Source organism: Bacteroides sp. 11BF, from assembly GCF_019633765.1.
Lineage (GTDB): Bacteria > Bacteroidota > Bacteroidia > Bacteroidales > Bacteroidaceae > Bacteroides > Bacteroides hominis.
The window spans coordinates 69,132-91,903 of sequence record NZ_JAFKPJ010000015.1; the positions used below are offsets into that span (position 1 = coordinate 69,132).

Here is a 22,772-nt window from a genome sequence, read left to right on the forward strand (position 1 = left end):
GCCGTGAGGCCAAAAGTTTAATTTTTATTCGAATAAGAAAATGAGCACAGAAAACGAAGAATGGCGCGAAGACTCCAAGAGCGAGAATACAGACGCCGGCCGTGATGGTAACAGAAGTTATAACAGAGAAGGTGGATACAATCGTCCTTCATACAATCGTGAAGGTGGCGACCGTCCTTATCGTCCGAGATTTAATAGTAATAGTGAAGATCGTCCGCAGCGTTCTTATGGCGACCGTCCCCAACGTCCTTCATACAACCGTGAAGGTGGCGACCGCCCTTACCGCCCGCGCTTTAATAGCGATAGTGGGGATCGTCCGCAGCGTTCTTATGGCGACCGTCCGCAACGTCCTTCATATAATCGTGAAGGTGGCGACCGTCCCTACCGTCCGCGCTTTAACAGCGAAGGTGGCGATCGTCCGCAGCGTTCTTATGGCGACCGTCCCCAACGTCCTTCATACAACCGTGAAGGCGGTGACCGTCCCTATCGCCCGAGATTCAATAGCGATAACAGATCGCAAGGGTTCTCACGTCCGGTGCGCCGTACGGGAGATTACGATCCGAATGCTAAATACAGTAAGAAGAAACAGATTGAATACAAAGAACAGTTTGTTGATCCGAATGAGCCGATTCGTCTGAATAAATTCCTGGCCAATGCGGGAGTTTGCTCTCGTCGTGAAGCAGATGAATTTATCACAGCAGGTGTGGTTTCTGTTAATGGTGAGGTTGTTACAGAATTGGGTACAAAGATCAAACGTGCCGATGTGGTGAAGTTCCATGACGAAACAGTCAGCATTGAACGCAAAGTGTACGTGTTGTTGAATAAACCGAAAGATTGTGTGACTACTTCGGATGATCCTCAGGCTCGTCTGACTGTTATGGATCTGGTGAAAGGAGCTTGTGCTGAACGTATTTACCCGGTAGGACGTCTGGACCGTAACACAACAGGTGTATTGCTGCTGACCAATGACGGTGATTTGGCATCGAAGTTGACACATCCGAAATACCTGAAGAAGAAGATTTATCATGTATATCTGGACAAGAACCTGACAAAGGCGGATATGGATCAGATTGCAGCCGGTATCCAGTTGGAAGACGGCGAGATTCATGCAGATGCTATCAGCTATTCCGATGAAGTGAAACGCGATCAGGTGGGTATCGAGATCCACTCGGGAAAGAACCGTATTGTACGCCGTATATTTGAATCATTAGGCTACAAGGTGGTGAAACTCGACCGTGTATTCTTTGCCGGACTGACTAAGAAAGGATTGCGTCGCGGTGAGTGGCGTTACCTTACGGAACAGGAAGTAAACTTCCTCCGGATGGGATCTTTTGAATAATAAAGGAATTTAAAAGATGGTAGTCGGAAGCCGGTAGTCTGGTGTTCGTTGTTCTCCAGCTACTGGCTTCTGACTACTATATATAATAATGTATATAAAATAGTTTTATGGAAAAGATTAGTAGAACAAAAATTGTCGACCTGATAAAGCGTGAAGATTTTGGCGCTATGGTCAATGTGAAAGGATGGGTTCGCACCCGCAGAGGTAGCAAACAAGTTAACTTTATCGCACTGAATGACGGTTCTACAATAAATAATGTGCAGGTCGTAGTCGATCTGGCAAACTTTAATGAAGAGATGCTGAAGCAAATCACTACCGGCGCTTGTGTGAGCGTGAACGGTGTGTTGACGGAGTCGGTAGGTTCCGGTCAGAAGGCTGAAGTGCAAGCTCGTGAGATTGAAGTGCTGGGTGCTTGTGACAATACATATCCGCTACAGAAGAAAGGTCACTCAATGGAGTTCTTGCGTGAGATTGCCCATTTGCGTCCACGTACCAATACTTTTGGAGCAGTATTCCGTATTCGTCATAATATGGCTATTGCCATCCATAAATTCTTTCATGAAAAGGGATTCTTCTATTTTCATACCCCCATCATTACGGGATCTGACTGTGAAGGTGCAGGACAGATGTTCCAAGTGACTACCATGAACTTGTATGACCTGAAAAAAGATGAAAACGGCTCTATCATATACGATGACGACTTCTTTGGCAAACAGGCCAGTTTGACTGTTTCTGGTCAGCTTGAAGGCGAATTGGCTGCCACTGCTCTCGGAGCTATCTATACGTTCGGTCCTACTTTCCGTGCAGAAAATTCTAACACTCCGCGCCATTTGGCCGAGTTCTGGATGATCGAACCGGAAGTGGCTTTCAACGAAATTCAGGAGAATATGGATTTAGCTGAAGAGTTCATTAAATATTGTGTGAAGTGGGCTTTGGATAACTGTGCCGACGATGTGAAGTTCCTGAACGACATGTTCGACAAGGGGCTGATAGAACGTCTGGAAGGTGTACTGAAAGAAGACTTTGTGCGTTTGCCATATACGGAAGGTATCAAGATCCTGGAAGAAGCTGTTGCCAAAGGACATAAGTTTGAGTTCCCGGTTTATTGGGGAGTTGACCTGGCTTCTGAACATGAACGTTATCTGGTGGAAGACCACTTTAAACGTCCGGTGATCTTGACCGACTATCCAAAGGAAATAAAGGCATTCTATATGAAACAGAATGAAGACGGCAAAACTGTACGCGCCATGGATGTGCTTTTCCCGAAGATCGGGGAGATTATCGGTGGTTCGGAGCGTGAGTCGGATTACAATAAGTTGATGACACGTATCGAAGAGATGCATATTCCGATGAAGGATATGTGGTGGTATCTGGATACCCGTAAGTTCGGTACTTGTCCGCATTCCGGATTCGGACTGGGATTTGAGCGCTTATTGCTCTTTGTAACCGGGATGTCTAATATCCGTGATGTAATTCCATTCCCGCGTACTCCGCGTAATGCCGATTTTTGATGAATCATACCTGAATATTCATACAAATGATAAGAAACTCGCATATTCTTTTGATTATGCGAGTTTTTTTATGTCTTAAGATTGCTTATTTTATAAAAGAAATCTTTATATTTGTGACAGACAGACGAATTAAAGTGTTAACTAAAATCGTATAGATATGAAAAAACTTTATTTTTTTACCATGCTGGCGGCAATGCTGTTTGCGGTAACGAATGTGATGGCACAAAAGGGTAACTTTAAGCCTGCTAATCTGAAAGGAATCTGGCAATTGTGCCATTATGTTTCAGAGAGTCCGGATGCTCCGGGAGTGCTTAAACCGAGTAACACTTTCAAAGTGCTGAGTGATGATGGAAGAATTGTGAACTTTACGATTCGTCCGGGATCGGACGCTATTATAACCGGCTATGGCAGCTATGAACAGTTGTCGGATCATACTTATGCTGAAAGTATTGAAAAGAATATTCATTTGCCGATGCTCGATAATCAGGATAACGTTCTTACTTTTGAACTTATCGATGATAAAATCTTGCATCTTAAATACTTTATAGAGAAGGACCTGAATGGCAATGAATTGAACTGCTGGTATAATGAAACCTGGAAACGCATTGAGATGCCTGATAAATTCCCGGATGATATTGTAAGATAATTCAGATTATAACAACGGATTTACGGACTGCAGGTAGCAAGCTGCCGATTATGCCTTGTGGCGTTGATTGAGTGGTGAATTGTTACTTGCAGTCTCTTTTTTTGTCTGCCGGCTGCTGTTCATAGTCGATAGCTTGGTGCTCGTTATCAATCGGATAAATCCAAAAAAAGGCAGAAATAGTTTGCCAATTCAAAGAAAAGCCGTACTTTTGCAAGCCGATTATTATCTCAAAAGGATAAGAGATTAATTCATAGCAAGTTAATCTTCCTTTGTCCGGGGAAGGTTGATAAGTGGTGAAGAAAATTTTTAGTAGTAACATTTAAAAAACAAATTAAGAGTGGATACTTTAAGTTACAAGACCATTTCTGCAAACAAGGCAACTGTAACCAAAGAATGGGTTATCGTTGATGCTACAGACCAAACATTAGGTCGTCTGGGAGCAAAAGTTGCGAAACTGTTGAGAGGAAAGTATAAACCAAACTTTACTCCTCATGTAGACTGCGGTGATAACGTTATTATCATCAATGCAGACAAAGTAAAATTAAGTGGTAATAAATGGAATGACAGAGTTTATTTGTCTTACACTGGCTATCCCGGTGGTCAGAGAGAAATGACTCCTGCTCGTTTGATTGCCAAACCTAACGGTGAAGACAGATTACTGAGAAAAGTAGTGAAGGGCATGCTTCCTAAAAACAGATTGGGAGCTAAGTTGCTGAGCAATATGTATGTATACGCTGGTAGCGAACACAAGCACGACGCTCAGAACCCGAAAGCAATTGATATAAACTCACTTAAATAAGATATAATGGAAGTAGTAAATGCATTAGGCAGACGTAAACGTGCGATTGCACGCGTATTCGTAAGCGAAGGTACAGGAAAGATTACTATTAACAAGAGAGACCTTGCAGAGTACTTTCCATCAACTATTCTTCAGTATGTTGTTAAACAACCATTGAACAAACTTGGTGTTGCTGAGAAGTATGACATTAAGGTTAATCTGTGTGGTGGTGGTTTCACTGGTCAGTCTCAGGCTTTGCGTTTAGCTATTGCCCGTGCACTGGTTAAGATCAACGCTGAAGATAAGTCAGCTCTTCGTTCGGAAGGCTTCATGACACGTGATCCGCGTTCTGTTGAACGTAAGAAACCGGGTCAGCCGAAAGCTCGTAGAAGATTCCAGTTCAGCAAGCGTTAATGGGCTGTCTGACGGAATATGTTTAGTATCTAAACTACCGGGACTCTTAAACAGGCTACCCGGCGGTTGGTTTAGAAAAAACAAAAAAGAAAGTAAACGATTTAAAGAAAAAACAAGATGTCAAGAACAAATTTTGATACATTACTGGAAGCCGGTTGCCACTTCGGACACCTTAAAAGAAAGTGGAACCCTGCAATGGCTCCTTATATTTTCATGGAACGCAATGGTATCCATATCATTGACCTCCACAAAACTGTTGCAAAAGTTGACGAAGCTGCAGAAGCTTTGAAACAGATTGCAAAATCAGGCAAGAAAGTCCTTTTTGTTGCTACTAAAAAACAAGCTAAACAGGTGGTTGCTGAAAAAGCTGCATCTGTAAACATGCCTTATGTTATCGAACGTTGGCCGGGTGGTATGTTGACTAACTTCCCTACTATCCGTAAGGCAGTGAAGAAGATGACTACAATTGACAAGCTGACAGCTGATGGTACTTACTCAAACTTGTCTAAGAGAGAAGTTCTTCAGATTTCTCGTCAGCGTGCTAAGTTGGACAAGACTTTGGGTTCTATCGCTGACCTGACTCGTCTGCCGTCTGCGCTGTTCGTTATCGATGTAATGAAAGAAAATATCGCTGTTCGCGAAGCTAACCGTTTGGGTATTCCTGTATTTGGTATCGTTGATACTAACTCAGATCCTACAAATATCGACTTCGTTATTCCGGCAAATGATGACGCTACTAAATCAGTAGAAGTTATCCTCGATGCTTGCTGCGCTGCAATGATCGAAGGTCTGGAAGAAAGAAAAGCTGAGAAGATCGATATGGAAGCTGCCGGTGAAGCTCCTGCTAACAAAGGCAAGAAGAAATCAGCTAAGGCAAGACTCGATAAATCTGACGAAGAAGCAATTAATGCAGCTAAAGCTGCTGCTTTCCTGAAGGAAGACGAAGAGGCTTAATATAATAATGTGCCAATTTGCTAATGTGCCGGTGCACCTGTAAGGGTGTTGGCATTTTGATTGGCAGATTGGCACATTTTGTTTATTCAAACGATTATTCATTTTAAAATATAAAAGATATTATGGCTGTAACAATGGCTGATATAACCAAGCTCCGTAAAATGACCGGTGCTGGTATGATGGACTGCAAGAACGCGTTGACTGAAGCTGAGGGCGATTTCGACAAAGCAATGAAGATTATTCGCGAAAAAGGACAGGCAGTTGCTGCAAAACGTTCTGACCGTGAAGCTTCTGAAGGTTGTGTTCTGGTAAAAGTTGAAAATGGCTTTGGTGCTATCATCGCTTTGAAGTGCGAAACCGACTTCGTTGCTCAGAATGCTGATTTCGTGAAACTTACTCAGGATATTCTGGACGCTGCTGTAGCTAACAAGTGCAAAACTCTGGAAGAAGTTTTGGCTCTTCCGATGGGTGACGCTACTGTTGCTCAGGCTGTAACAGACAGAAGCGGTATTACCGGTGAAAAGATGGAATTGGATGGCTACATGGTTTTGGAAGGTGCTACAATTTCTGCTTACAACCATATGAACAGAAACGGCCTTTGCACTATGGTTGCTTTCAATAAGAATGTTGACGAACAGCTGGCTAAGCAAGTGGCTATGCAGGTTGCCGCTATGAATCCGATTGCAGTTGACGAGGATGGTGTTTCTGAAGAAGTGAAGCAGAAGGAAATCGAAGTTGCCATTGAGAAGACAAAAGTTGAACAGGTACAGAAGGCTGTAGAAGCTGCTCTGAAGAAAGCCAATATCAATCCGGCTCATGTGGACAGCGAAGACCACATGGAAAGCAATATGGCTAAAGGCTGGATTACAGCCGAAGATGTTGCGAAGGCAAAAGAAATTATTGCTGCTGTTTCTGCTGAAAAGGCTGCAAATATGCCTGAACAAATGATTCAGAACATTGCTAAAGGACGTTTGGGCAAGTTCTTAAAGGAAGTTTGCTTGCTGAACCAGGAAGATATCATGGATGCCAAGAAGACAGTAAGAGAAGTGTTGAAAGAAGCTGATCCTGAATTGAAGGTCGTTGACTTCAAACGTTTCACTTTGAGAGCTGAATAATCTCAAGGAATCAAGTATATAGAAACGGCCGCACAGAAACTCTGTAGCGGCCGTTTTTTTGTGGCTGTCCATAATGTTGCGGTTCTCTGTTTATACAGAATCCGGGACAGTGCTTTTGTGCATAAAGTGAATGGATTTATCCTCCTACTGCTTTTGTTTTCGTATACCCTTCTTTCTTCAGCAGTTCTACTATTTTTTGTTTGAAGTCTCCCTGTATGATCATCTCTCCGTCTTTTGCCGATCCGCCTACTCCGCATTTCGTCTTGAGGAGTTTTCCCAAATCTTTCAGGTCGTTCTCGGTGCCGACAAAGCCGGTAATCAGGGTCACGACTTTACCGCCCCGGTTCTTCCGGTCCAACTGTACCCGTAAGTTCTGTTGTGGCGGTTCCAGGGTTACTTGCTCTTCGTCATCATCCATTTCGTAATTATAATCCGGGTTAGTGGAGTAAACCACGTTCAGCCGGTCTTTCCAATCGCTGTTCTTCATTTTTCCAGTCTATTAATTAAGCTCAAAAATAATATATTGTTCCGAACCTTGCAAACTCTTAAGTGTCCCCGGGCGTTTTTGTATGTAGAAATTATGTTAAGCTTCTATGACATCCTTATGGCATTTCGGAAAAAATAGTGTAATTTTGTCAATCGCTAATGTAAAAGCAGAATGAAGTGACTATGAATAATCAGATACAGCATAAAGACAGTACAAAGGTTCCGGAGCCTACTTTACGTAGGTTGCCTTGGTATCTTTCGAATGTAAAGTTGCTGAAGCAGAAAGGCGAACGCTATGTCTCTTCCACTCAGATATCTAAAGAAATAAACATCGATGCTTCACAGATTGCGAAAGATTTGTCGTATGTTAATATTTCCGGCCGTACTCGTGTGGGTTATGAGGTAGATGCGCTGATTGCTGTTCTGGAAGATTTTCTTGGCTTTACGAATATGCACAAGGCTTTCCTTTTCGGTGTGGGTAGTCTGGGAGGAGCGTTGCTACGTGACTCCGGTCTTAGCCATTTCGGTCTGGAGATTGTGGCAGCTTTTGATGTGAACCCGACATTGGTAGGTACTACGCTAAATGGCATTCCGATTTTCCATTCCGATGATTTTCAGGAGAAGATGAAAGAGTATGGTGTACACATCGGTGTGCTGACTGTGCCCATCGAGATTGCCCAATGCATTACGGATACGATGGTAGCCGGTGGTATTAAAGCCGTCTGGAATTTTACTCCCTTCCGTATTCGCGTCCCGGAAGATATTGTGGTGCAGAATACGTCACTTTATGCCCACCTTGCTGTCATGTTTAACCGTTTGAACTTTAATGAAACAGAATAGATCATGAAGATTATAGCTGTTGGAATGAATTATGCCCGGCACAACGAAGAGCTGGGACATACGTTGGAGAATAAAGAGCCGGTAATTTTCATGAAACCCGATTCGGCTATCCTCAAAGACGGGAAGCCTTTCTTTATTCCCGATTTCTCAAATGAAGTGCATTATGAAACCGAGCTGGTGGTACGTATCAACCGCTTGGGGAAGAATATTGCTCCGCGCTTCGCTCATCGTTATTACGATGCACTAACGGTCGGTATCGACTTCACTGCGAGGGATTTGCAGCGTCAGTTCCGTGCAGCCGGCAATCCTTGGGAGTTGTGCAAAGGCTTTGATAGTTCCGCTGCGATTGGTACATTTGTACCGGTAGAACGCTTTGCCGATGTGCAGAATCTCCGTTTTCATCTGGATATAGACGGAAACACCGTACAGCAAGGGTATACGGCTGATATGCTGTTTAAGATAGATGATATTATTGCTTATGTCAGTCGTTTTGTGACTCTGAAAATCGGCGATTTGCTCTTTACCGGGACTCCTGTGGGAGTGGGTCCGGTCAGTATCGGCCAGCACTTGGAGGGGTATCTTGAAGCAGAGAAGTTACTCGATTTCTATATCCGGTAAATCCGGGAATTCCTTTATTCATCTATAAAAATAACTCTTATGAAAATAAAAGTAGGTTTTGGTTTCGACGTCCACCAACTGGTAGAAGGGCGTGAACTTTGGTTGGGGGGCATTCTTTTGGAACATGAAAAAGGGTTGTTAGGACACTCGGATGCCGATGTACTGGTACATGCTATTTGCGATGCCTTGCTGGGTGCTGCCAATATGCGCGATATCGGCTATCACTTCCCCGACAATGCCGGTGAGTATAAGAATATAGACAGCAAGATTTTATTGAAGAAAACAGTGGAACTGATCGCCACCAAGGGGTACCAAATAGGTAATATCGACGCAACGATCTGTGCGGAGCGTCCTAAACTAAAAGCCCATATCCCTTCTATGCAGCAGGTGCTTGCCGAAGTGATGGGCATTGATGCGGATGATATCTCGATTAAAGCCACTACTACCGAGAAGCTCGGTTTTACCGGGCGGGAAGAAGGCATCTCCGCTTATGCAACCGTACTGATCAATCGCATGTGATTATGTTTTATGGCAAAAGGCGGATTTGCATGATGTAGTTTACTGTATTTGGGGATACCGGTCAGATACTTTTGTTGATTTTATAAGAAATAGGGGGACTGTACTGTTAGCCGATTAGGTTATACTTAGAAATATTTCTAAAAAATATAGCCAATTTTGGCATTTAGGGTGTTCCTGTATGCGACATCTGCTACCCACCAACCTGTATAATTGAGGCCTACACTGAAAGATTTACTAACCCGATAATCATATCCTACTGAAATGGAGGTGGCGTATCGGAGTAAATAATTATTTTTAGTTCCCATTTCCACTGTTGGTCTATAACTGTGAATAACCGGAACAGACTGTTTGAGTTTGGCTAATCCAAATGTGGCTTGCGTGTATATCTTATGTCTCTGTGTCTTTAGTAAATCGATTCCCATTCCGGCTCCACCTTTATATTCGCGAGTTCTCCAGTGCATTGAGAAGTCCACTTCGCCTACTTCTGCCATGGCTGTTCGAGGTGTGAATTCATTATAAATACCTGCATGAAAATTGGCCAGAGCATAGAGTCTGTTATGGAAATAATACTTGAACTCGCAACCTAAACCATATCCAGCAGTTTGGTTGTGTGGATTTTCTTTTTTGAAGTGTTCATATCCTCCTATTATTGAAAATTGCATTTTGTCCTGTCCGTGAACGATGGCTGTTCCGAAGATCAACAGAGTAGTTAATAATAGCTTTTTCATAATTAATAAGTTTGGTATTCTTGTTTATGTATATGATACTTTTGTTTGATTACAAATATACGTAAATATTATAATAACACTATAAAAATGTGATATTTTTTATCGGGAGAAAGATGAGGGCATCTATTGATTATCAGATGTTAAAGAATTAATCAATGTAGTGTATATTAGGGAAATTGTTTTGCTTAGTATTATTTCTATCTTTGCAAAAAAAAGTTTATGAAAGCATTAAAAAAAATCGCCAGTGTTGTAATTGCTGGTTTAGTTGTGGTATCTTGTGCTAATGATGTGGATGGTTTTATTAGTATTCCTGATGATGCGACAGGTGTTCAACAAATTTCTACTCGTGGTAGTTCTGATAATTTGAAGATTGTATATCATGGTAAGGTCTATGAAACTTTATATACGATTATTAATGACTCAACTTATTTATATCAGAATTCTGAAGTGAAAGACCTGATAGATAATTTGAATGAAACCCGGCCTAATCTTAGGACATTTATTCATGGGGATGGAGTCATTGAATATTTTGATGATGAAAATGATTTTAATTTAAATAAAGAGAGGATAATGTCTGAATATGAAAAAGAATTATTGTCGACATCGCTTTCTGAAAGATGGTTTCCTACTGATAATATACCACAACTTGCTCCTATAGATCCAGAGAATGATGAAGTGGAAATTTATTTGTATGAAGATCCATATTATTTGGGAGGTTTGTTTAGTTTGCAGCGTAGTAGAAGTGACAGTGACTACGACGAACTTAGTAAAGTTTGGAATTTTGGCGGTCAGATATCATCTATGATAGTGCATACTATTGGTTTTGGTGGCATTTTTACATTTTATGAAAGGATGGGTTGCCAGGGTAAAGGTATAACATTAGTCCTTACTACCGGTCAATATATTAATTTATGTTCAGAGTTATCTGCTGATGCAACGAGAGGGATCAGTTATGGTTCAATTGCCATGTCAGATTTGAGGAATCTCAATTGGTCTGGAATTGCAGGTAATTGGAATAATAGGATATGTTGTATAAAAGTGGATCGTTATACTGGAATGATGTAAGGTTCCAATATGCAATTAGTAAATTTGAGAAGATCTTTTTCTAATCTCGATGCTTACCTTTTGGGGATAAACTTAGGTTTTGATAAGAAACTTCACATGGCTCAAACGTGTATACTTTGAGCCATAACTTTCGTAAGTGCGCGCTACCCTTGCCGAGGCGATGTGGACTATTTCACCCGGGCGGAACTCATGTTCCAGGGCCGGGAGCTGACAAGATACAGGACTGGGTGTCTTTGAGGAAATCTTCATGATCACCAGATTTCCCGATGGGTCGGTCAGTGTCACTATCTGCCGTACAAAGAACTGAACGACGCTTCCCAAGACTCTTGTTTTATATGGATCATCTTCAAGCCGTACCTTCACTACTTTGAGATTCAGACTCTCTAACTTTTCCCCTTCGTTACCCAGAAAGCGGCTGGTTTCGCGCTTTTGGCGTGCTTTTCGTTGCATGATGTCCAGATGCACCGAGTGGTATACTTGTGCGATTGCAACAAAACGCTCCTGTTTCGGGATTCTGGGAGTGTATTTGTAGGCTATCCAACTCAGGTAAGCCGGATCGATTTTCAGGATTTCGTGTAAATAATGTCCGTGATATCTGCCGAACGATATAATGTCGTCTCCATTGTTTTGCATTCTTTTTTCATTGTATTCCACGATCAGCAGACAGCGTCTGGAGAAGAAAAACAGCGTACTTGCCATCCGTAATGATTCGTTGATGTCGGCGGAAAGCTCGTGGATAAACAGAAGTCTGCTCTTTTCAAGTGAGGGAGAGTAAACCCAAACCGAATAGGTGGGATGTCCCGGTCTCGGCAGAACCACAAAGTAGGCTCCTGCCTCTTTGTAGGACATGCGACCTCGGTTGTATTCATTCAGTTTGGCATACAACAGAGCTTGTTCAGCTTCGGGTATTCCCGGTAGTTTTGGGTTTGCCATATCTGAGTTTCTTATTACTCAAATATACAGATTCTTTTTGAAGAAAGCAAATGGTTTTAGCTGTTTTTTTTATTCTTCGTATTTCTTGTATCTCTTTTATTATTGCGGAAAGAGTGAAGATAATGTAATAACATTTTAGAGCTTCCCGGCAATGACAGATGGAAATGACGGAGAAGAGAACCATTGTCTGCGCTGATTAAATGAAATTGTGATTTTGATACATCTTAGCCTGTTTTGTGTGCAAAAAGTAATGATAATATAGTTTTTGCTAACAGCCCTTTCCTTCCGGAACTGCAAACTGGGGGGGGACGGGGCGGAAGAACGGTGCTTTTGATGACGGAAAGCCGGGGTTTTGAAAGATTAGAGCCGGGGTTTGGGGGTAAAAGACGGTTGGTTTTCCGAAAAAGAAGGAAGCATTTCTTCCAAAAGACGGTTACATTTTCCGAAAATGCTTATATGTTTTCCAAATATCTCTATATGTTTTTCCTAATAACTCCTATTGTGCCGGAATCTGGCCTCCGAAGTGTTTGAATCTTCTCTGGTTGTCAGTGGAAAAGAGAGCTTGCTGAAGTAATAAAAAGAACCTGTATCTCTTGTTACACTGTCCCTATGTTCTGGTTTTGTTTCTTTTTCTGTCTCACGGCTTATCTCTTTCCTGATTCCCTGCTAAAAGGATAATCTCCTAACCGGAAATAAGCCGTTTTTCTCCATGAACCTTGCCGGAGCTTCGAAAAACTGAAACGTGGAGAGGTTCTGTTATCAATTTGACAAACAGACAAAAGGGGACTGTGTCAAAACTCACCACAGAGTACACAGAGTAACACAAAGACGATTTTAGGTTGTTGATTATCAATAAAAAGACTCTGTGATACTCTGTGTTACTCCGTGGTGAAAGAAGTTTCGACACACCCTCATGGTATCGCATCGATCATACATCCTTTAGTTTTAAAGTTTGTATACTAACTTGTCCAATTGATTGTATTCTGCCGGGAATCTCGTACATTTGCATTCTTCGTAAAAAGAGAATGAATATGAAAGAATCCAATAAACGTGTTCTTGTCGGCATGAGCGGGGGAATAGACAGTACCGCCACTTGCCTGATGCTGCAAGAGCAGGGATACGAGATAGTAGGTGTCACCATGCGTGTCTGGGGCGATGAACCGCAGGATGCCAGAGAGTTGGCAGTACGTATGGGGATAGAACATTATGTGGCCGACGAACGTGTTCCTTTTAAAGATACTATTGTCAAAAACTTTATAGGCGAGTACCGGCAGGGACGTACGCCGAACCCTTGCGTGATGTGCAATCCGTTATTTAAGTTCCGCATGTTGATAGAATGGGCTGACAAACTGGGCTGCGATTGGATAGCCACCGGACATTATTCCCGGTTGGAAGAACGGAACGGGTACATCTATATTGTTGCCGGTGATGATGAAAAGAAAGACCAGTCCTATTTCCTCTGGCGATTGGGGCAGGACGTCCTGCGACGCTGTATCTTTCCTTTGGGCAACTACACCAAGCAGACTGTGCGCGACTATCTGCGTGAGAAAGGTTACGAAGCCAAGTCGAAAGAGGGGGAAAGCATGGAAGTCTGCTTCATTAAAGGTGATTATCGGGACTTTCTTCGTGAACAGTGCCCGGAACTTGATGCGGAGATCGGCCCGGGATGGTTTGTCAGTTCCGAAGGCGTGAAGCTGGGGCAACATAGGGGTTTTCCTTATTATACCATCGGCCAGCGTAAAGGACTCGAGATCGCACTGGGCAAACCGGCTTATGTCTTGAAAATTAATCCGCAGAAGAACACTGTCATGCTGGGGGATGCCGAACAGTTGAAAGCCGGATATATGGTGGCGGAACAAGATAATATTGTGGATGAGGACGAACTGTTTTCGTGCCCGGAACTCGCAGTACGTATCCGTTACCGTAGCCGTCCGATTCCTTGCCGGGTGAAAAGGCTTGAAGACGGACGCCTTTTGGTTCGTTTTCTCGCAGAAGCCTCGGCGATTGCTCCGGGACAGTCGGCCGTGTTCTATGACGGACGGCGAGTGATAGGTGGAGCATTTATCGCTTCGCAACGCGGCATCGGATTGGTGATAGAACAAAACAAAAACTGGGAATAAATACGGAAAAATAAAAATACGAAATGAAAAAATTAGCACTTATTGCCTTAGCCTTCGTAGCCTTGGAGGCATCGGCACAACAGGATACGTTGAAGTATCGCATCAGCCTGAAAGATAAGGCTGCCACAACCTACTCACTGAAGCATCCCGAGAAGTTTCTGTCAGAAAAGGCGATTGCCCGCCGCCAACGTCAACAGCTGCCCATCGATTCGACTGATTTGCCGGTATGCCGTCAGTATGTGGATGCCATCCGCGACAAGGGAGTGAAAATCGTAGTCACCGGAAAATGGGATAATTTCGTCACCGTATCTTGCAACGACAGTACTGTGATAAGCGAAATAGCTGCGCTGCCTTTTGTGCGCGCCACGGAGAAGGTGTGGGTTGCCCCGTCGAAACCTGCTGCGGAAGATAAACGCGACTCTCTGGTGAACAGTCCGGCCAGGAGCGAAGCCTATTATGGTCCCGCTTTCCGGCAAATAGAGACCAGCAATGGCGAGAAACTGCATGAAGCCGGATTCAAGGGGCAAGGCATGACCATCGCCGTGATCGATGCCGGATACCATAACGTAGACAAGATTGATGCGATGAAGAATATCCGTATCCTGGGTACAAAGGACTTTGTCGAACCGGGAAGCGATATCTATGCCAAAGGCTCGCATGGGATGGCCGTTTTGTCTTGCATGGCAATGAACGAACCTTACGTGATGGTGGGTACGGCTCCCGAAGCTTCCTACTGGCTGCTTCGCAGTGAAGATGAAGCGTCCGAACACCTGGTAGAGCAAGACTATTGGGCGGCGGCCGTAGAGTTTGCCGATAGTGTGGGAGTGGATGTGGTGAATACTTCGCTGGGATATTTCACGTTCGATGATTCTACCAAGAACTATAAATATCGTGACCTGGACGGGCACCATGCACTGATGTCCCGCCAGGCGTCGAAAATGGCAGATAAAGGAATCGTACTGGTATGCAGTGCTGGTAACTCGGGCGCCTCCTCTTGGAAGAAGATCACGGCACCGGGTGATGCGGAGAATGTGCTGACGGTAGGTGCTATCGACCGTAGAGGTGTGTTGGCTTCGTTTTCTTCTATCGGCAACACAGCCGATAATCGCGTGAAACCCGATGTGGTTGCCGTGGGACTGAACTCGGATGTGATGGGGACAAACGGTAATTTGCGTAAAGCGAGCGGCACTTCGTTTGCTTCACCGATCCTGTGCGGCATGGTGGCTTGCCTGTGGCAAGCTTGTCCGCAACTGACTGCTAAGGAAATCATCGAACTGGTGCGTCAATCCGGCGACCGGGTGGATTTCCCCGATAACATCTATGGATACGGAGTGCCCGATCTGTGGAAGGCCTATCAATCTGCTTCTAAGAAAAAATAAAGTATGCAAGACACCCTTTCTCTTCACGAACTGAATGCTTTGGTCCGGCGGAGCCTGGAACAGTGCCTGCCCGATGAATACTGGGTACAGGCGGAGTTGAGCGATGTCCGTACAAACAGTACGGGACATTGCTATCTGGAGTTTGTCCAGAAAGATCCCCGCAGCAATAATCTGATAGCCAAAGCGAGGGGAACGATTTGGGCCAATATCTACCGGCTGCTGAAGCCCTATTTCGAAGAAGCCACCGGGCAGTCGTTTATTTCCGGCATTAAGGTGCTGGTTAAAGTGACCGTTGCTTTCCATGAATTGTACGGTTACAGTCTGACTGTGCAGGACATCGATCCTACCTATACATTGGGGGATATGGCACGCCGGCGCCGGGAAATACTCAGGCAACTTGCAGAAGAAGGAGTGTTGACGCTGAACAAAGAACTGGAAATGCCTTTGCTGCCGCAACGCATTGCGGTCATCTCTTCGGCTACGGCTGCGGGGTATGGTGACTTCTGCCATCAATTGCAGCACAACTCCCGTGGATTTTACTTCAATACGGAACTTTTCCCCGCTCTGATGCAGGGCAATCAGGTGGAAGAGTCCGTATTGGCCGCTCTCGATGCAGTAAATGCCCGGATGGAAGAGTTCGACGTAGTTGTCATTATTCGTGGTGGAGGGGCAACTTCCGACCTTTCCGGATTCGACACCTACCTGCTGGCCGCTGCCTGTGCCCAGTTTCCGCTGCCTGTTATAACGGGAATCGGGCACGAACGAGACGATACCGTGCTCGATTCCGTAGCACATACCCGGGTGAAAACTCCGACAGCTGCGGCCGAATTGTTAATCAACCGGATGGAAGAGGCCGCGGATCGGCTTGAAGAGTTGGCCGGAGAATTGCATGCCCGCATCTATCACCGTCTGGAGCAAGAGCGAAAGAGACTTTCACTGTTACAGTCGCGCATTCCTTCACAAGTGATGCGCAAGCTTTCGGAATCGCGGATAAAGTTGCAAATGGCAAAGAGCAACCTCTCTCATGCTGCTGAGACCTTATTGGCCCGTCAGCATCATCGGTTGGAACTTTTACAAAACCGCATTGCGGATGCTTCACCACAAAAACTACTGAAACGGGGATACAGCATAACGCTGAAAGAGGGGAAGGCGGTGAAGAATGCTGCCTGTCTGCGACCGGGAGACGAGTTGATTACCCGTCTTTACGAAGGTGAAGTGAAATCGAAAGTAGAAAGTATTCCTTTATAATGATAAATATGCCAGTAAAGAAAAAAGAAACCTATTCACAGGCCATGGAACGTCTGGAAAAGATCGTTCGCCAGATTGACAGTAACGAACTGGAGATTGACGAACTGAGTGAAAAAATAAAAGAAGCCAATGAAATAATAGCTTTCTGCGCCGGAAAGCTGACAAAGGCGGATCGGGAAATTGAAAAATTACTGCAAGAAAGGAGGCTATCTGAAGAATAAAGGTTATTTTTGTTGCTCAATCGAAAATAACTAATAACTAACGATATGAAAGAAATAGACTGGGCCAATCTGTCATTCGGCTATATGAAGACAGATTACAATGTGAGAATCAATTTCCGTAACGGCAAATGGGGCGAACTTGAGATAAGCAGTAGCGAAGTGCTGAATCTGCATATGGCTGCCACTTGTCTTCACTATGGCCAGGAGGCCTTCGAGGGCTTGAAAGCTTTCCGTGGTAAAGACGGTAAGGTACGTATTTTCCGTCTGGAAGAGAATGCCGCACGTCTGCAATCCACCTGTCAGGGCATCATGATGGCAGAATTGCCGACCGAACGTTTTAAGGAAGCTATTCTGAAAGTAGTGAAATTGAACGAACGCTTCATCCCGCCTTATGAGAGTGGGGCGTCCTTGTACATTCGCCCGTTGCTTATCGGAACCAGTGCCCAGGTAGGGGTTCATCCGGCAGATGAATACATGTTTGTCGTGTTTGTCACACCGGTAGGCCCTTATTTCAAAGGTGGTTTTTCTACCAATCCTTATGTCATTATCCGCGAGTACGACCGTGCCGCTCCCCACGGAACCGGTATCTACAAAGTTGGTGGTAACTATGCAGCCAGCCTGCGTGCCAACAAGAAAGCGCACGATCTGGGCTACTCCTGTGAGTTCTACCTGGATGCCAAAGAAAAGAAATACATTGATGAATGCGGAGCAGCCAACTTCTTTGGTATTAAAGACAATACATACATCACACCGAAGTCTACTTCTATCCTTCCTTCCATCACCAATAAGAGCCTGATGCAGTTGGCAGAAGATATGGGCATGAAAGTAGAGCGGCGTCCTGTACCGGAAGAAGAACTGAGCACTTTCGAAGAAGCAGGAGCTTGCGGTACTGCTGCTGTCATCAGTCCGATCGAACGTATCGATGACCTTGAGAATGGTAAATCATACGTAATTTCGAAAGACGGAAAGCCGGGTCCTGTTTGTGAGAAACTCTACAACAAGCTGCGTGGTATCCAGTACGGTGACGAGCCCGACACTCACGGATGGGTGACCATTGTAGAATAAACGTTCGATAAATGAACTACAAAATAACAACCCTCGCAGAAAACAGTGTTTACGGTAAGGGATTACAGGGAGAGCATGGGCTTTCCCTGCTTGTTGAAGCGGGGGAACACAAGGTGCTGTTTGATACCGGTGCTTCGGATTTGTTTATCCGGAATGCCCGTTTGATGGGAGTCGATCTGACCGATGTGGAATTTGTAATATTGTCCCACGGACATCGTGACCATACAGGTGGATTGCATACTTTCCTGAAAATGAACAGCAGGGCAAAGGTGGTATGTAAACAAGAAGTGTTCCGCAGGAAGTTCAAGAATGAACGTGAAAACGGAATGTTGCATCCCGAAGCATTGGATAAGTCCCGCTTTTGGCTGATCGACGAAACTACGGAGATTGTACCGGGTGTATTTGCGTTTCCGGATGTCAGGATAGTAGACAGGAACGACACGCACTTTGAGCATTTCTTCGTGGAGATAGGAGGCGAGATGCGTCCCGATACCTTTGAAGATGAACTGGCATTGATATTGAAGAGTGAAAAATCCCTTTCAGTGCTGAGCGCCTGTTCGCACCGGGGGATTACAAATATTATTCGTGCCGTGCAGACTGCATTTCCGGGATTGGGACTGAAACTGGTGATGGGAGGCTTTCATATCCATAATGCAGGCATAGAAAAGTTCAATGTGATTTCCGCTTTTCTGGGCATGAAGCTTCCCAAACGTCTGGGAGTCTGCCATTGTACGGGCATTGACAAATATGCGTTGTTCCGCCAGCAATTTAACGACCGGGTGTTTTATAACTATACCGGCTGGGTAGAAACGATTTAACTTTTTTGAATGGGAAAAAATAAATTAGAGAAGTTTGCCGATATGGCAAGTTATCCGCATGTTTTTGAGTATCCTTACTCGGCAGTGGACAATGTGCCTTTTGACATGAAGGGAAAATGGCACAAAGAGTTTTTTAAGAACGATAACCCGATTGTACTTGAGTTGGGTTGCGGGCGCGGCGAATATACCGTCGGACTGGGACGGATGTTCCCTGATAAGAATTTTATTGCGGTAGACATTAAGGGAGCCCGCATGTGGACGGGAGCCACCGAATCTCTTCAGGCAGGTATGAAGAACGTTGCTTTTCTGCGTACCAACATCGAGATCATCGACCGTTTTTTTGCGGAAGGCGAAGTGAGTGAGATCTGGCTGACTTTCTCTGATCCGCAAATGAAGAAAGCGACCAAACGCCTGACTTCTACCTATTTTATGGAACGTTATCGTAAGTTTTTGGTGTCCAACGGAATTATCCATCTGAAGACAGACAGTAACTTTATGTTCACTTATACCAAATATATGATTGAGGAGAACAAACTGCCGGTGGAGTTTATCACCGAAGATCTTTATCACTCCGATCTCGTTGATGACATTCTGGGCATCAAGACCTATTATGAACAACAATGGCTCGATCGTGGTTTAAGCATTAAATACATCAAATTCCTGTTACCGCAGGAAGGAGAATTGAGAGAACCGGATATTGAAATTGAACTCGATTCGTACCGGAGCTATAACCGTAGCAAGCGGAGCGGATTGCAGACATCTAAATAATACAAACTATGACAATCTATCCTAAATTGATACTCGATGCACTGGCTACAGTGCGTTATCCCGGAACCGGAAAGAATCTTGTGGAGGCCGGTATGGTGGAGGATAACATTCGTATAGAGGGAATGAAGGTTTCATTCTCCCTGATTTTTGAAAAACCGACCGATCCGTTTATGAAGTCGGTGATAAAGGCTGCTGAAACAGCTATTCTTACCCATGTGAGCAAAGACGTGGAGATAGCAGGAAATATCAGTGTGAAAACAGTACAGGCTGCACGTCCCGAAGTCGGTAAATTGTTACCCCGGGTAAAGAATATCATAGGTATCTCTTCCGGTAAAGGAGGGGTGGGTAAATCTACCGTGTCGGCCAATCTGGCTGTAGCGTTGGCTAAGTTGGGTTATAAAGTCGGTTTACTGGATGCCGACGTTTTCGGTCCTTCCATGCCGAAAATGTTTCAGGTAGAAGATGCCCGTCCGTACGCTGAAAAAATAGACGGACGCGATATGATTATTCCTGTTGAAAAGTATGGCGTAAAATTACTTTCTATCGGTTTCTTTGTCGATCCTGACCAAGCTACTTTATGGCGTGGGGGGATGGCGAGCAATGCGCTGAAGCAGTTGATCGGAGATGCTGCCTGGGGAGATCTGGACTATTTCCTGATCGATCTGCCACCGGGAACAAGTGACATTCACCTGACCGTAGTTCAGACATTGGCCTTGACCGGTGCCGTTGTGGTTAGTACTCCGCAGGCTGTGGCTTTGGCCGATGCACGTAAAGGGATCAACATGTTCACTAATGATAAGGTGAATGTTCCTATTCTTGGTCTGGTGGAAAATATGGCTTGGTTCACTCCGGCAGAACTTCCGGAGAACAAGTATTATCTTTTCGGGAAAGAAGGTGCCAAGAAGCTGGCTGAAGAGATGGATGTTCCGTTGTTGGGACAGATTCCGATTGTACAGAGTATCTGCGAGGGCGGCGATAACGGTACTCCTGTTGCTTTGGATGAGAATACGGTTACCGGCCGTGCATTTCTTTCGTTGGCTGCCAGTGTAGTACGACAGGTGGACAAACGGAATGTGGAAATGGCTCCCACAAAGATTGTAGAGTTACATAAGTAACGATAAAGGGGGTGTCAAAACACTTACCGCAGAGGGTACAGAGTAGCACAGAACGATTTTTAAATTGTTGATTCTCAGTTTGAATAATCAGTGTTACTCTGTGCCCTTTGTCGTGGAAAAGTTTTTGGCACGCCCCGTCGTTTATCGGTTATTGTTCATCATATACTTTCATCAGCTCCTCTTTCATTTTAGCTGTTCCCGGGAATCCTGTTTTCTGGTATTTCACATTTCCTTCCCGATCGATGATAAGGTAAGTCGGTATACCTCCTACTTTAAATTTATCACTTAGATAATTCCATTGGGCATCGGTCATACGGAAATGCTCACCGTGGATATCCGGAATCATGTTTTCCCACGTTTTCAACGGAGATGTTTCGCCGGTGAGATAAAGATAGACGATGTCTTTACCTTTTAATTCTTCTTTCATCGGCAGCATTGCTTTATTGGCCATGCGACACGGGCCACACCAGGTTGCCCAGAAATCGGCCAGGATTACTTTACCCCGGAATTTAGAGATAATGGATGTAAACAGGTTTTCATCACTGACTTCCCCTACTTCATGAATTGTATATCCGGTTTTCTTTTTATTGGCTTCAATGGTTTTCAGAAGTTGTTCATTGCCCTCCCGCAGTTCATTTTGGCAAGCGGGTGGAAGAGTGGCAAGCAGGACTTCCTGTTCGGCGGTCAGGGGTGTAAAGTCTTTGATAGATGAATAGAGTTCGTTTGCTTTATTAATATCGAAATAAACTCCTTTATCGGTTCCCCATGCTTTAACCAGTTCATCTCTCCAATGACGCAGGTAATACGGAACCAGTTCGGTCAACCGGGGATTGTAAAGTAATGCCATGGTGTTGAGGGAGCCAAGTGGTCTGAAAGCATCCGCGTAATAGTTTTCAGGCAGTTTTATTTGAGTCGTTTTAAAGTATTCCCTGACTTCTTCGTTTTTCATTTTATGCTCCATGGCATAAGCCTGCTTGATGGCCATTTCCGTTAAAGAGATAGCCTGGGCAGTACTGGCGTCTACCTGATTGATTAATACCGTTTTGAGTGCTTGACTGATTGAGGCTTTCTGTATGGATTCAAGAATAGTAGCCCGTTTGCCATAAATAAAGTCTTTATAGGCTTGGGCATCCATTCCTGCTATGTCACGGAATAGTTGACGGTAATTATCCATAACGGAAGGATTTAGGTTACATTTAAAAGATTCCTGTGACAGCCCGGCTAATGCGCCGCCAAAGTAAACAGCTTCGCTATAAGGTTTGTCGTCCTTATGGAACTTGGATTGTTGCCGGCATAGTTCGCGGGTATTGATAATGATACTGCTCTCTTCGCCCGGTACCACGTAGGAAGAAATCATTTTACCGAAAATACGGAGGGCGACCGAAGTAGTGGCAGGTACTTTTATTTGAGTGGTAAATGTGCCGTCATTGTTTATTTTTACTTCCGCTCCTTCGTAGGCACCCTTTACCGGGTCAAATACAATCGGTGCTATTTTGGAGATGAGCCCCGGGCGATAATCCAGAATCTTTCCTTTGAAAGTGGCTTCCTTGTATTCGAATTTCGGTTCGGGCAATGTATTATTTATATCTACTTTCTGCACAATGGCTTCTTGGGGTAACAAAAGTTCGGGGAGAGCTTTTCCTTTAAGTTGAATGCCCCATATCTTGAATGCCCCTTGAACATTGTCCCCTTCGGAGAAATCGATAGAAGTGGCTGAGGCCGGTATTGGCGGAAAAACTAAACGGAATTCTGCTTCACCGGATTCGGGCATCCAGAATTCCGTGTCGGGTTTAATACCGATCCCCGAACGTAAAACGTAGGTTTCCCCGTTATTGTCTTTCAGGAAACTTTGTCCGGAAATCCGGATCCATCGTTTGGGTTGATAGAATGCTTTGATATAAAGTACTGTAGCCGTGTCGCTGAGGACGACTTTATCTATTTGAATCGAGGTACTGCTCCAAGCTATGAATGGCGGCTGTTCTATGACTTTTTCTTTGGCCTTTGCAAGGTTACAGATGCACAACAAGAGAATGGCAATAAATGTGATTTTTCTCATACTATTTTTATTAAAGTGATTTTCAGGTTGGGAGTA

At 44.4% G+C, this 22,772-nt stretch carries 24 protein-coding genes; 19 read left to right on the plus strand and 5 right to left on the minus strand.

The genetic code is table 11. From position 1 onward, the window contains the following. Nucleotides 1–40: 40 nt before the first annotated feature. From JZY04_RS15720 to JZY04_RS15730, 3 genes are all read left to right on the plus strand, one after another. Entirely contained in the window at nucleotides 41–1,339 is a 1,299-nt protein-coding gene (locus tag JZY04_RS15720; protein WP_220577435.1) for a pseudouridine synthase, read from the plus strand. A 107-nt stretch (nucleotides 1,340–1,446) separates the two neighbouring features. Beyond that, the gene (asnS, locus tag JZY04_RS15725; RefSeq protein ID WP_122142983.1) at nucleotides 1,447–2,850 is read left to right on the plus strand and encodes an asparagine--tRNA ligase; all 1,404 of its coding nucleotides are present in this window, start codon (nucleotides 1,447–1,449) and stop codon (nucleotides 2,848–2,850) included. Nucleotides 2,851–3,007: 157 nt separating this feature from the next. Further along, nucleotides 3,008–3,496 (plus strand): DUF4488 domain-containing protein, encoded by a 489-nt coding sequence (locus JZY04_RS15730; protein ID WP_022011590.1) that lies wholly within the window; start codon nucleotides 3,008–3,010, stop codon nucleotides 3,494–3,496. An 82-nt stretch (nucleotides 3,497–3,578) separates the two neighbouring features. On the opposite strand, the gene JZY04_RS15735 is transcribed toward JZY04_RS15730, so the two are convergent. After that, a complete protein-coding gene (locus JZY04_RS15735; protein WP_005811169.1) occupies nucleotides 3,579–3,815 on the minus strand; it encodes a hypothetical protein in 237 nt (78 codons plus the stop codon). 18 nt (nucleotides 3,816–3,833) lie between these two features. Here JZY04_RS15735 and rplM point away from each other — a divergent pair, with 18 nt between their 5' ends. The 4 genes from rplM to tsf all read left to right on the plus strand — a co-directional run bounded on the left by rplM (nucleotide 3,834) and on the right by tsf (nucleotide 6,757). Next, entirely contained in the window at nucleotides 3,834–4,295 is a 462-nt protein-coding gene (rplM, locus tag JZY04_RS15740) for a 50S ribosomal protein L13 (RefSeq protein ID WP_005782434.1), read from the plus strand. A gap of 6 nt (nucleotides 4,296–4,301) precedes the next feature. After that, nucleotides 4,302–4,688, plus strand: a complete 387-nt coding sequence (gene rpsI / locus JZY04_RS15745) for a 30S ribosomal protein S9 (RefSeq protein WP_005782436.1) — start codon at nucleotides 4,302–4,304, stop codon at nucleotides 4,686–4,688. A 117-nt stretch (nucleotides 4,689–4,805) separates the two neighbouring features. Beyond that, nucleotides 4,806–5,642, plus strand: a complete 837-nt coding sequence (gene rpsB / locus JZY04_RS15750) for a 30S ribosomal protein S2 (protein ID WP_005782438.1) — start codon at nucleotides 4,806–4,808, stop codon at nucleotides 5,640–5,642. Nucleotides 5,643–5,764: 122 nt separating this feature from the next. Further along, nucleotides 5,765–6,757, plus strand: a complete 993-nt coding sequence (tsf, locus tag JZY04_RS15755) for a translation elongation factor Ts (protein WP_122142984.1) — start codon at nucleotides 5,765–5,767, stop codon at nucleotides 6,755–6,757. A 136-nt stretch (nucleotides 6,758–6,893) separates the two neighbouring features. On the opposite strand, the gene JZY04_RS15760 is transcribed toward tsf, so the two are convergent. After that, nucleotides 6,894–7,244, minus strand: a complete 351-nt coding sequence (locus JZY04_RS15760) for a translation initiation factor (RefSeq protein WP_005782442.1) — start codon at nucleotides 7,242–7,244, stop codon at nucleotides 6,894–6,896. Nucleotides 7,245–7,420: 176 nt separating this feature from the next. Between JZY04_RS15760 and JZY04_RS15765 the strand changes: the two genes are divergently transcribed. Genes JZY04_RS15765 through ispF form a run of 3 tightly spaced genes read left to right on the plus strand, consistent with a single transcriptional unit; the run spans nucleotide 7,421 to nucleotide 9,220 of the window. Continuing rightward, entirely contained in the window at nucleotides 7,421–8,083 is a 663-nt protein-coding gene (locus JZY04_RS15765) for a redox-sensing transcriptional repressor Rex (RefSeq protein ID WP_005782443.1), read from the plus strand. 3 nt (nucleotides 8,084–8,086) lie between these two features. Next, nucleotides 8,087–8,701 carry a fumarylacetoacetate hydrolase family protein gene (locus JZY04_RS15770; protein ID WP_005821969.1) on the plus strand — a complete coding sequence of 205 codons (615 nt, stop codon included), beginning with the start codon at nucleotides 8,087–8,089 and terminating at the stop codon, nucleotides 8,699–8,701. Nucleotides 8,702–8,740: 39 nt separating this feature from the next. After that, on the plus strand, nucleotides 8,741–9,220 hold the full coding sequence (ispF, locus tag JZY04_RS15775; protein ID WP_122142985.1) for a 2-C-methyl-D-erythritol 2,4-cyclodiphosphate synthase: 480 nt from the start codon (nucleotides 8,741–8,743) through the stop codon (nucleotides 9,218–9,220). 137 nt (nucleotides 9,221–9,357) lie between these two features. Here the strand turns inward: ispF and JZY04_RS15780 are convergent, their stop codons facing one another. Next, nucleotides 9,358–9,948, minus strand: coding sequence for a hypothetical protein (locus JZY04_RS15780; RefSeq protein WP_122142986.1), 591 nt, complete (start codon nucleotides 9,946–9,948; stop codon nucleotides 9,358–9,360). Between the two features lie 219 nt (nucleotides 9,949–10,167). Between JZY04_RS15780 and JZY04_RS15785 the strand changes: the two genes are divergently transcribed. After that, nucleotides 10,168–11,013 carry a hypothetical protein gene (locus JZY04_RS15785; RefSeq protein ID WP_122142987.1) on the plus strand — a complete coding sequence of 282 codons (846 nt, stop codon included), beginning with the start codon at nucleotides 10,168–10,170 and terminating at the stop codon, nucleotides 11,011–11,013. A 72-nt stretch (nucleotides 11,014–11,085) separates the two neighbouring features. Here JZY04_RS15785 and JZY04_RS15790 read toward each other — a convergent pair whose 3' ends face one another. Beyond that, the gene (locus JZY04_RS15790) at nucleotides 11,086–11,946 is read right to left on the minus strand and encodes a hypothetical protein (protein WP_122142988.1); all 861 of its coding nucleotides are present in this window, start codon (nucleotides 11,944–11,946) and stop codon (nucleotides 11,086–11,088) included. 1,031 nt (nucleotides 11,947–12,977) lie between these two features. Here JZY04_RS15790 and mnmA point away from each other — a divergent pair. The 8 genes from mnmA to JZY04_RS15830 are packed head-to-tail and all read left to right on the plus strand — an operon-like array spanning nucleotide 12,978 to nucleotide 20,680. Continuing rightward, nucleotides 12,978–14,066 carry a tRNA 2-thiouridine(34) synthase MnmA gene (gene mnmA, locus JZY04_RS15795; protein WP_122143007.1) on the plus strand — a complete coding sequence of 363 codons (1,089 nt, stop codon included), beginning with the start codon at nucleotides 12,978–12,980 and terminating at the stop codon, nucleotides 14,064–14,066. A gap of 23 nt (nucleotides 14,067–14,089) precedes the next feature. Next, nucleotides 14,090–15,445: a S8 family serine peptidase gene (locus JZY04_RS15800; RefSeq protein ID WP_005811149.1), complete on the plus strand. Its 1,356-nt coding sequence runs from the start codon at nucleotides 14,090–14,092 to the stop codon at nucleotides 15,443–15,445. Nucleotides 15,446–15,448: 3 nt separating this feature from the next. Then, a complete protein-coding gene (gene xseA, locus JZY04_RS15805; protein ID WP_122142991.1) occupies nucleotides 15,449–16,693 on the plus strand; it encodes an exodeoxyribonuclease VII large subunit in 1,245 nt (414 codons plus the stop codon). 8 nt (nucleotides 16,694–16,701) lie between these two features. Then, nucleotides 16,702–16,914: an exodeoxyribonuclease VII small subunit gene (xseB, locus tag JZY04_RS15810; protein ID WP_122143008.1), complete on the plus strand. Its 213-nt coding sequence runs from the start codon at nucleotides 16,702–16,704 to the stop codon at nucleotides 16,912–16,914. A gap of 45 nt (nucleotides 16,915–16,959) precedes the next feature. Beyond that, nucleotides 16,960–17,979 carry a branched-chain amino acid aminotransferase gene (locus JZY04_RS15815; RefSeq protein WP_005782453.1) on the plus strand — a complete coding sequence of 340 codons (1,020 nt, stop codon included), beginning with the start codon at nucleotides 16,960–16,962 and terminating at the stop codon, nucleotides 17,977–17,979. A gap of 11 nt (nucleotides 17,980–17,990) precedes the next feature. After that, the gene (locus JZY04_RS15820) at nucleotides 17,991–18,797 is read left to right on the plus strand and encodes an MBL fold metallo-hydrolase (protein ID WP_005782455.1); all 807 of its coding nucleotides are present in this window, start codon (nucleotides 17,991–17,993) and stop codon (nucleotides 18,795–18,797) included. A 9-nt stretch (nucleotides 18,798–18,806) separates the two neighbouring features. Next, nucleotides 18,807–19,565 (plus strand): tRNA (guanosine(46)-N7)-methyltransferase TrmB, encoded by a 759-nt coding sequence (trmB, locus tag JZY04_RS15825; RefSeq protein WP_005782457.1) that lies wholly within the window; start codon nucleotides 18,807–18,809, stop codon nucleotides 19,563–19,565. A gap of 8 nt (nucleotides 19,566–19,573) precedes the next feature. Then, nucleotides 19,574–20,680 (plus strand): Mrp/NBP35 family ATP-binding protein, encoded by a 1,107-nt coding sequence (locus tag JZY04_RS15830; protein WP_032531438.1) that lies wholly within the window; start codon nucleotides 19,574–19,576, stop codon nucleotides 20,678–20,680. Nucleotides 20,681–20,828: 148 nt separating this feature from the next. Here JZY04_RS15830 and JZY04_RS15835 read toward each other — a convergent pair whose 3' ends face one another. Then, entirely contained in the window at nucleotides 20,829–22,736 is a 1,908-nt protein-coding gene (locus JZY04_RS15835) for a TlpA disulfide reductase family protein (protein WP_122142992.1), read from the minus strand. Between the last annotated feature and the right edge of the window lie 36 nt (nucleotides 22,737–22,772).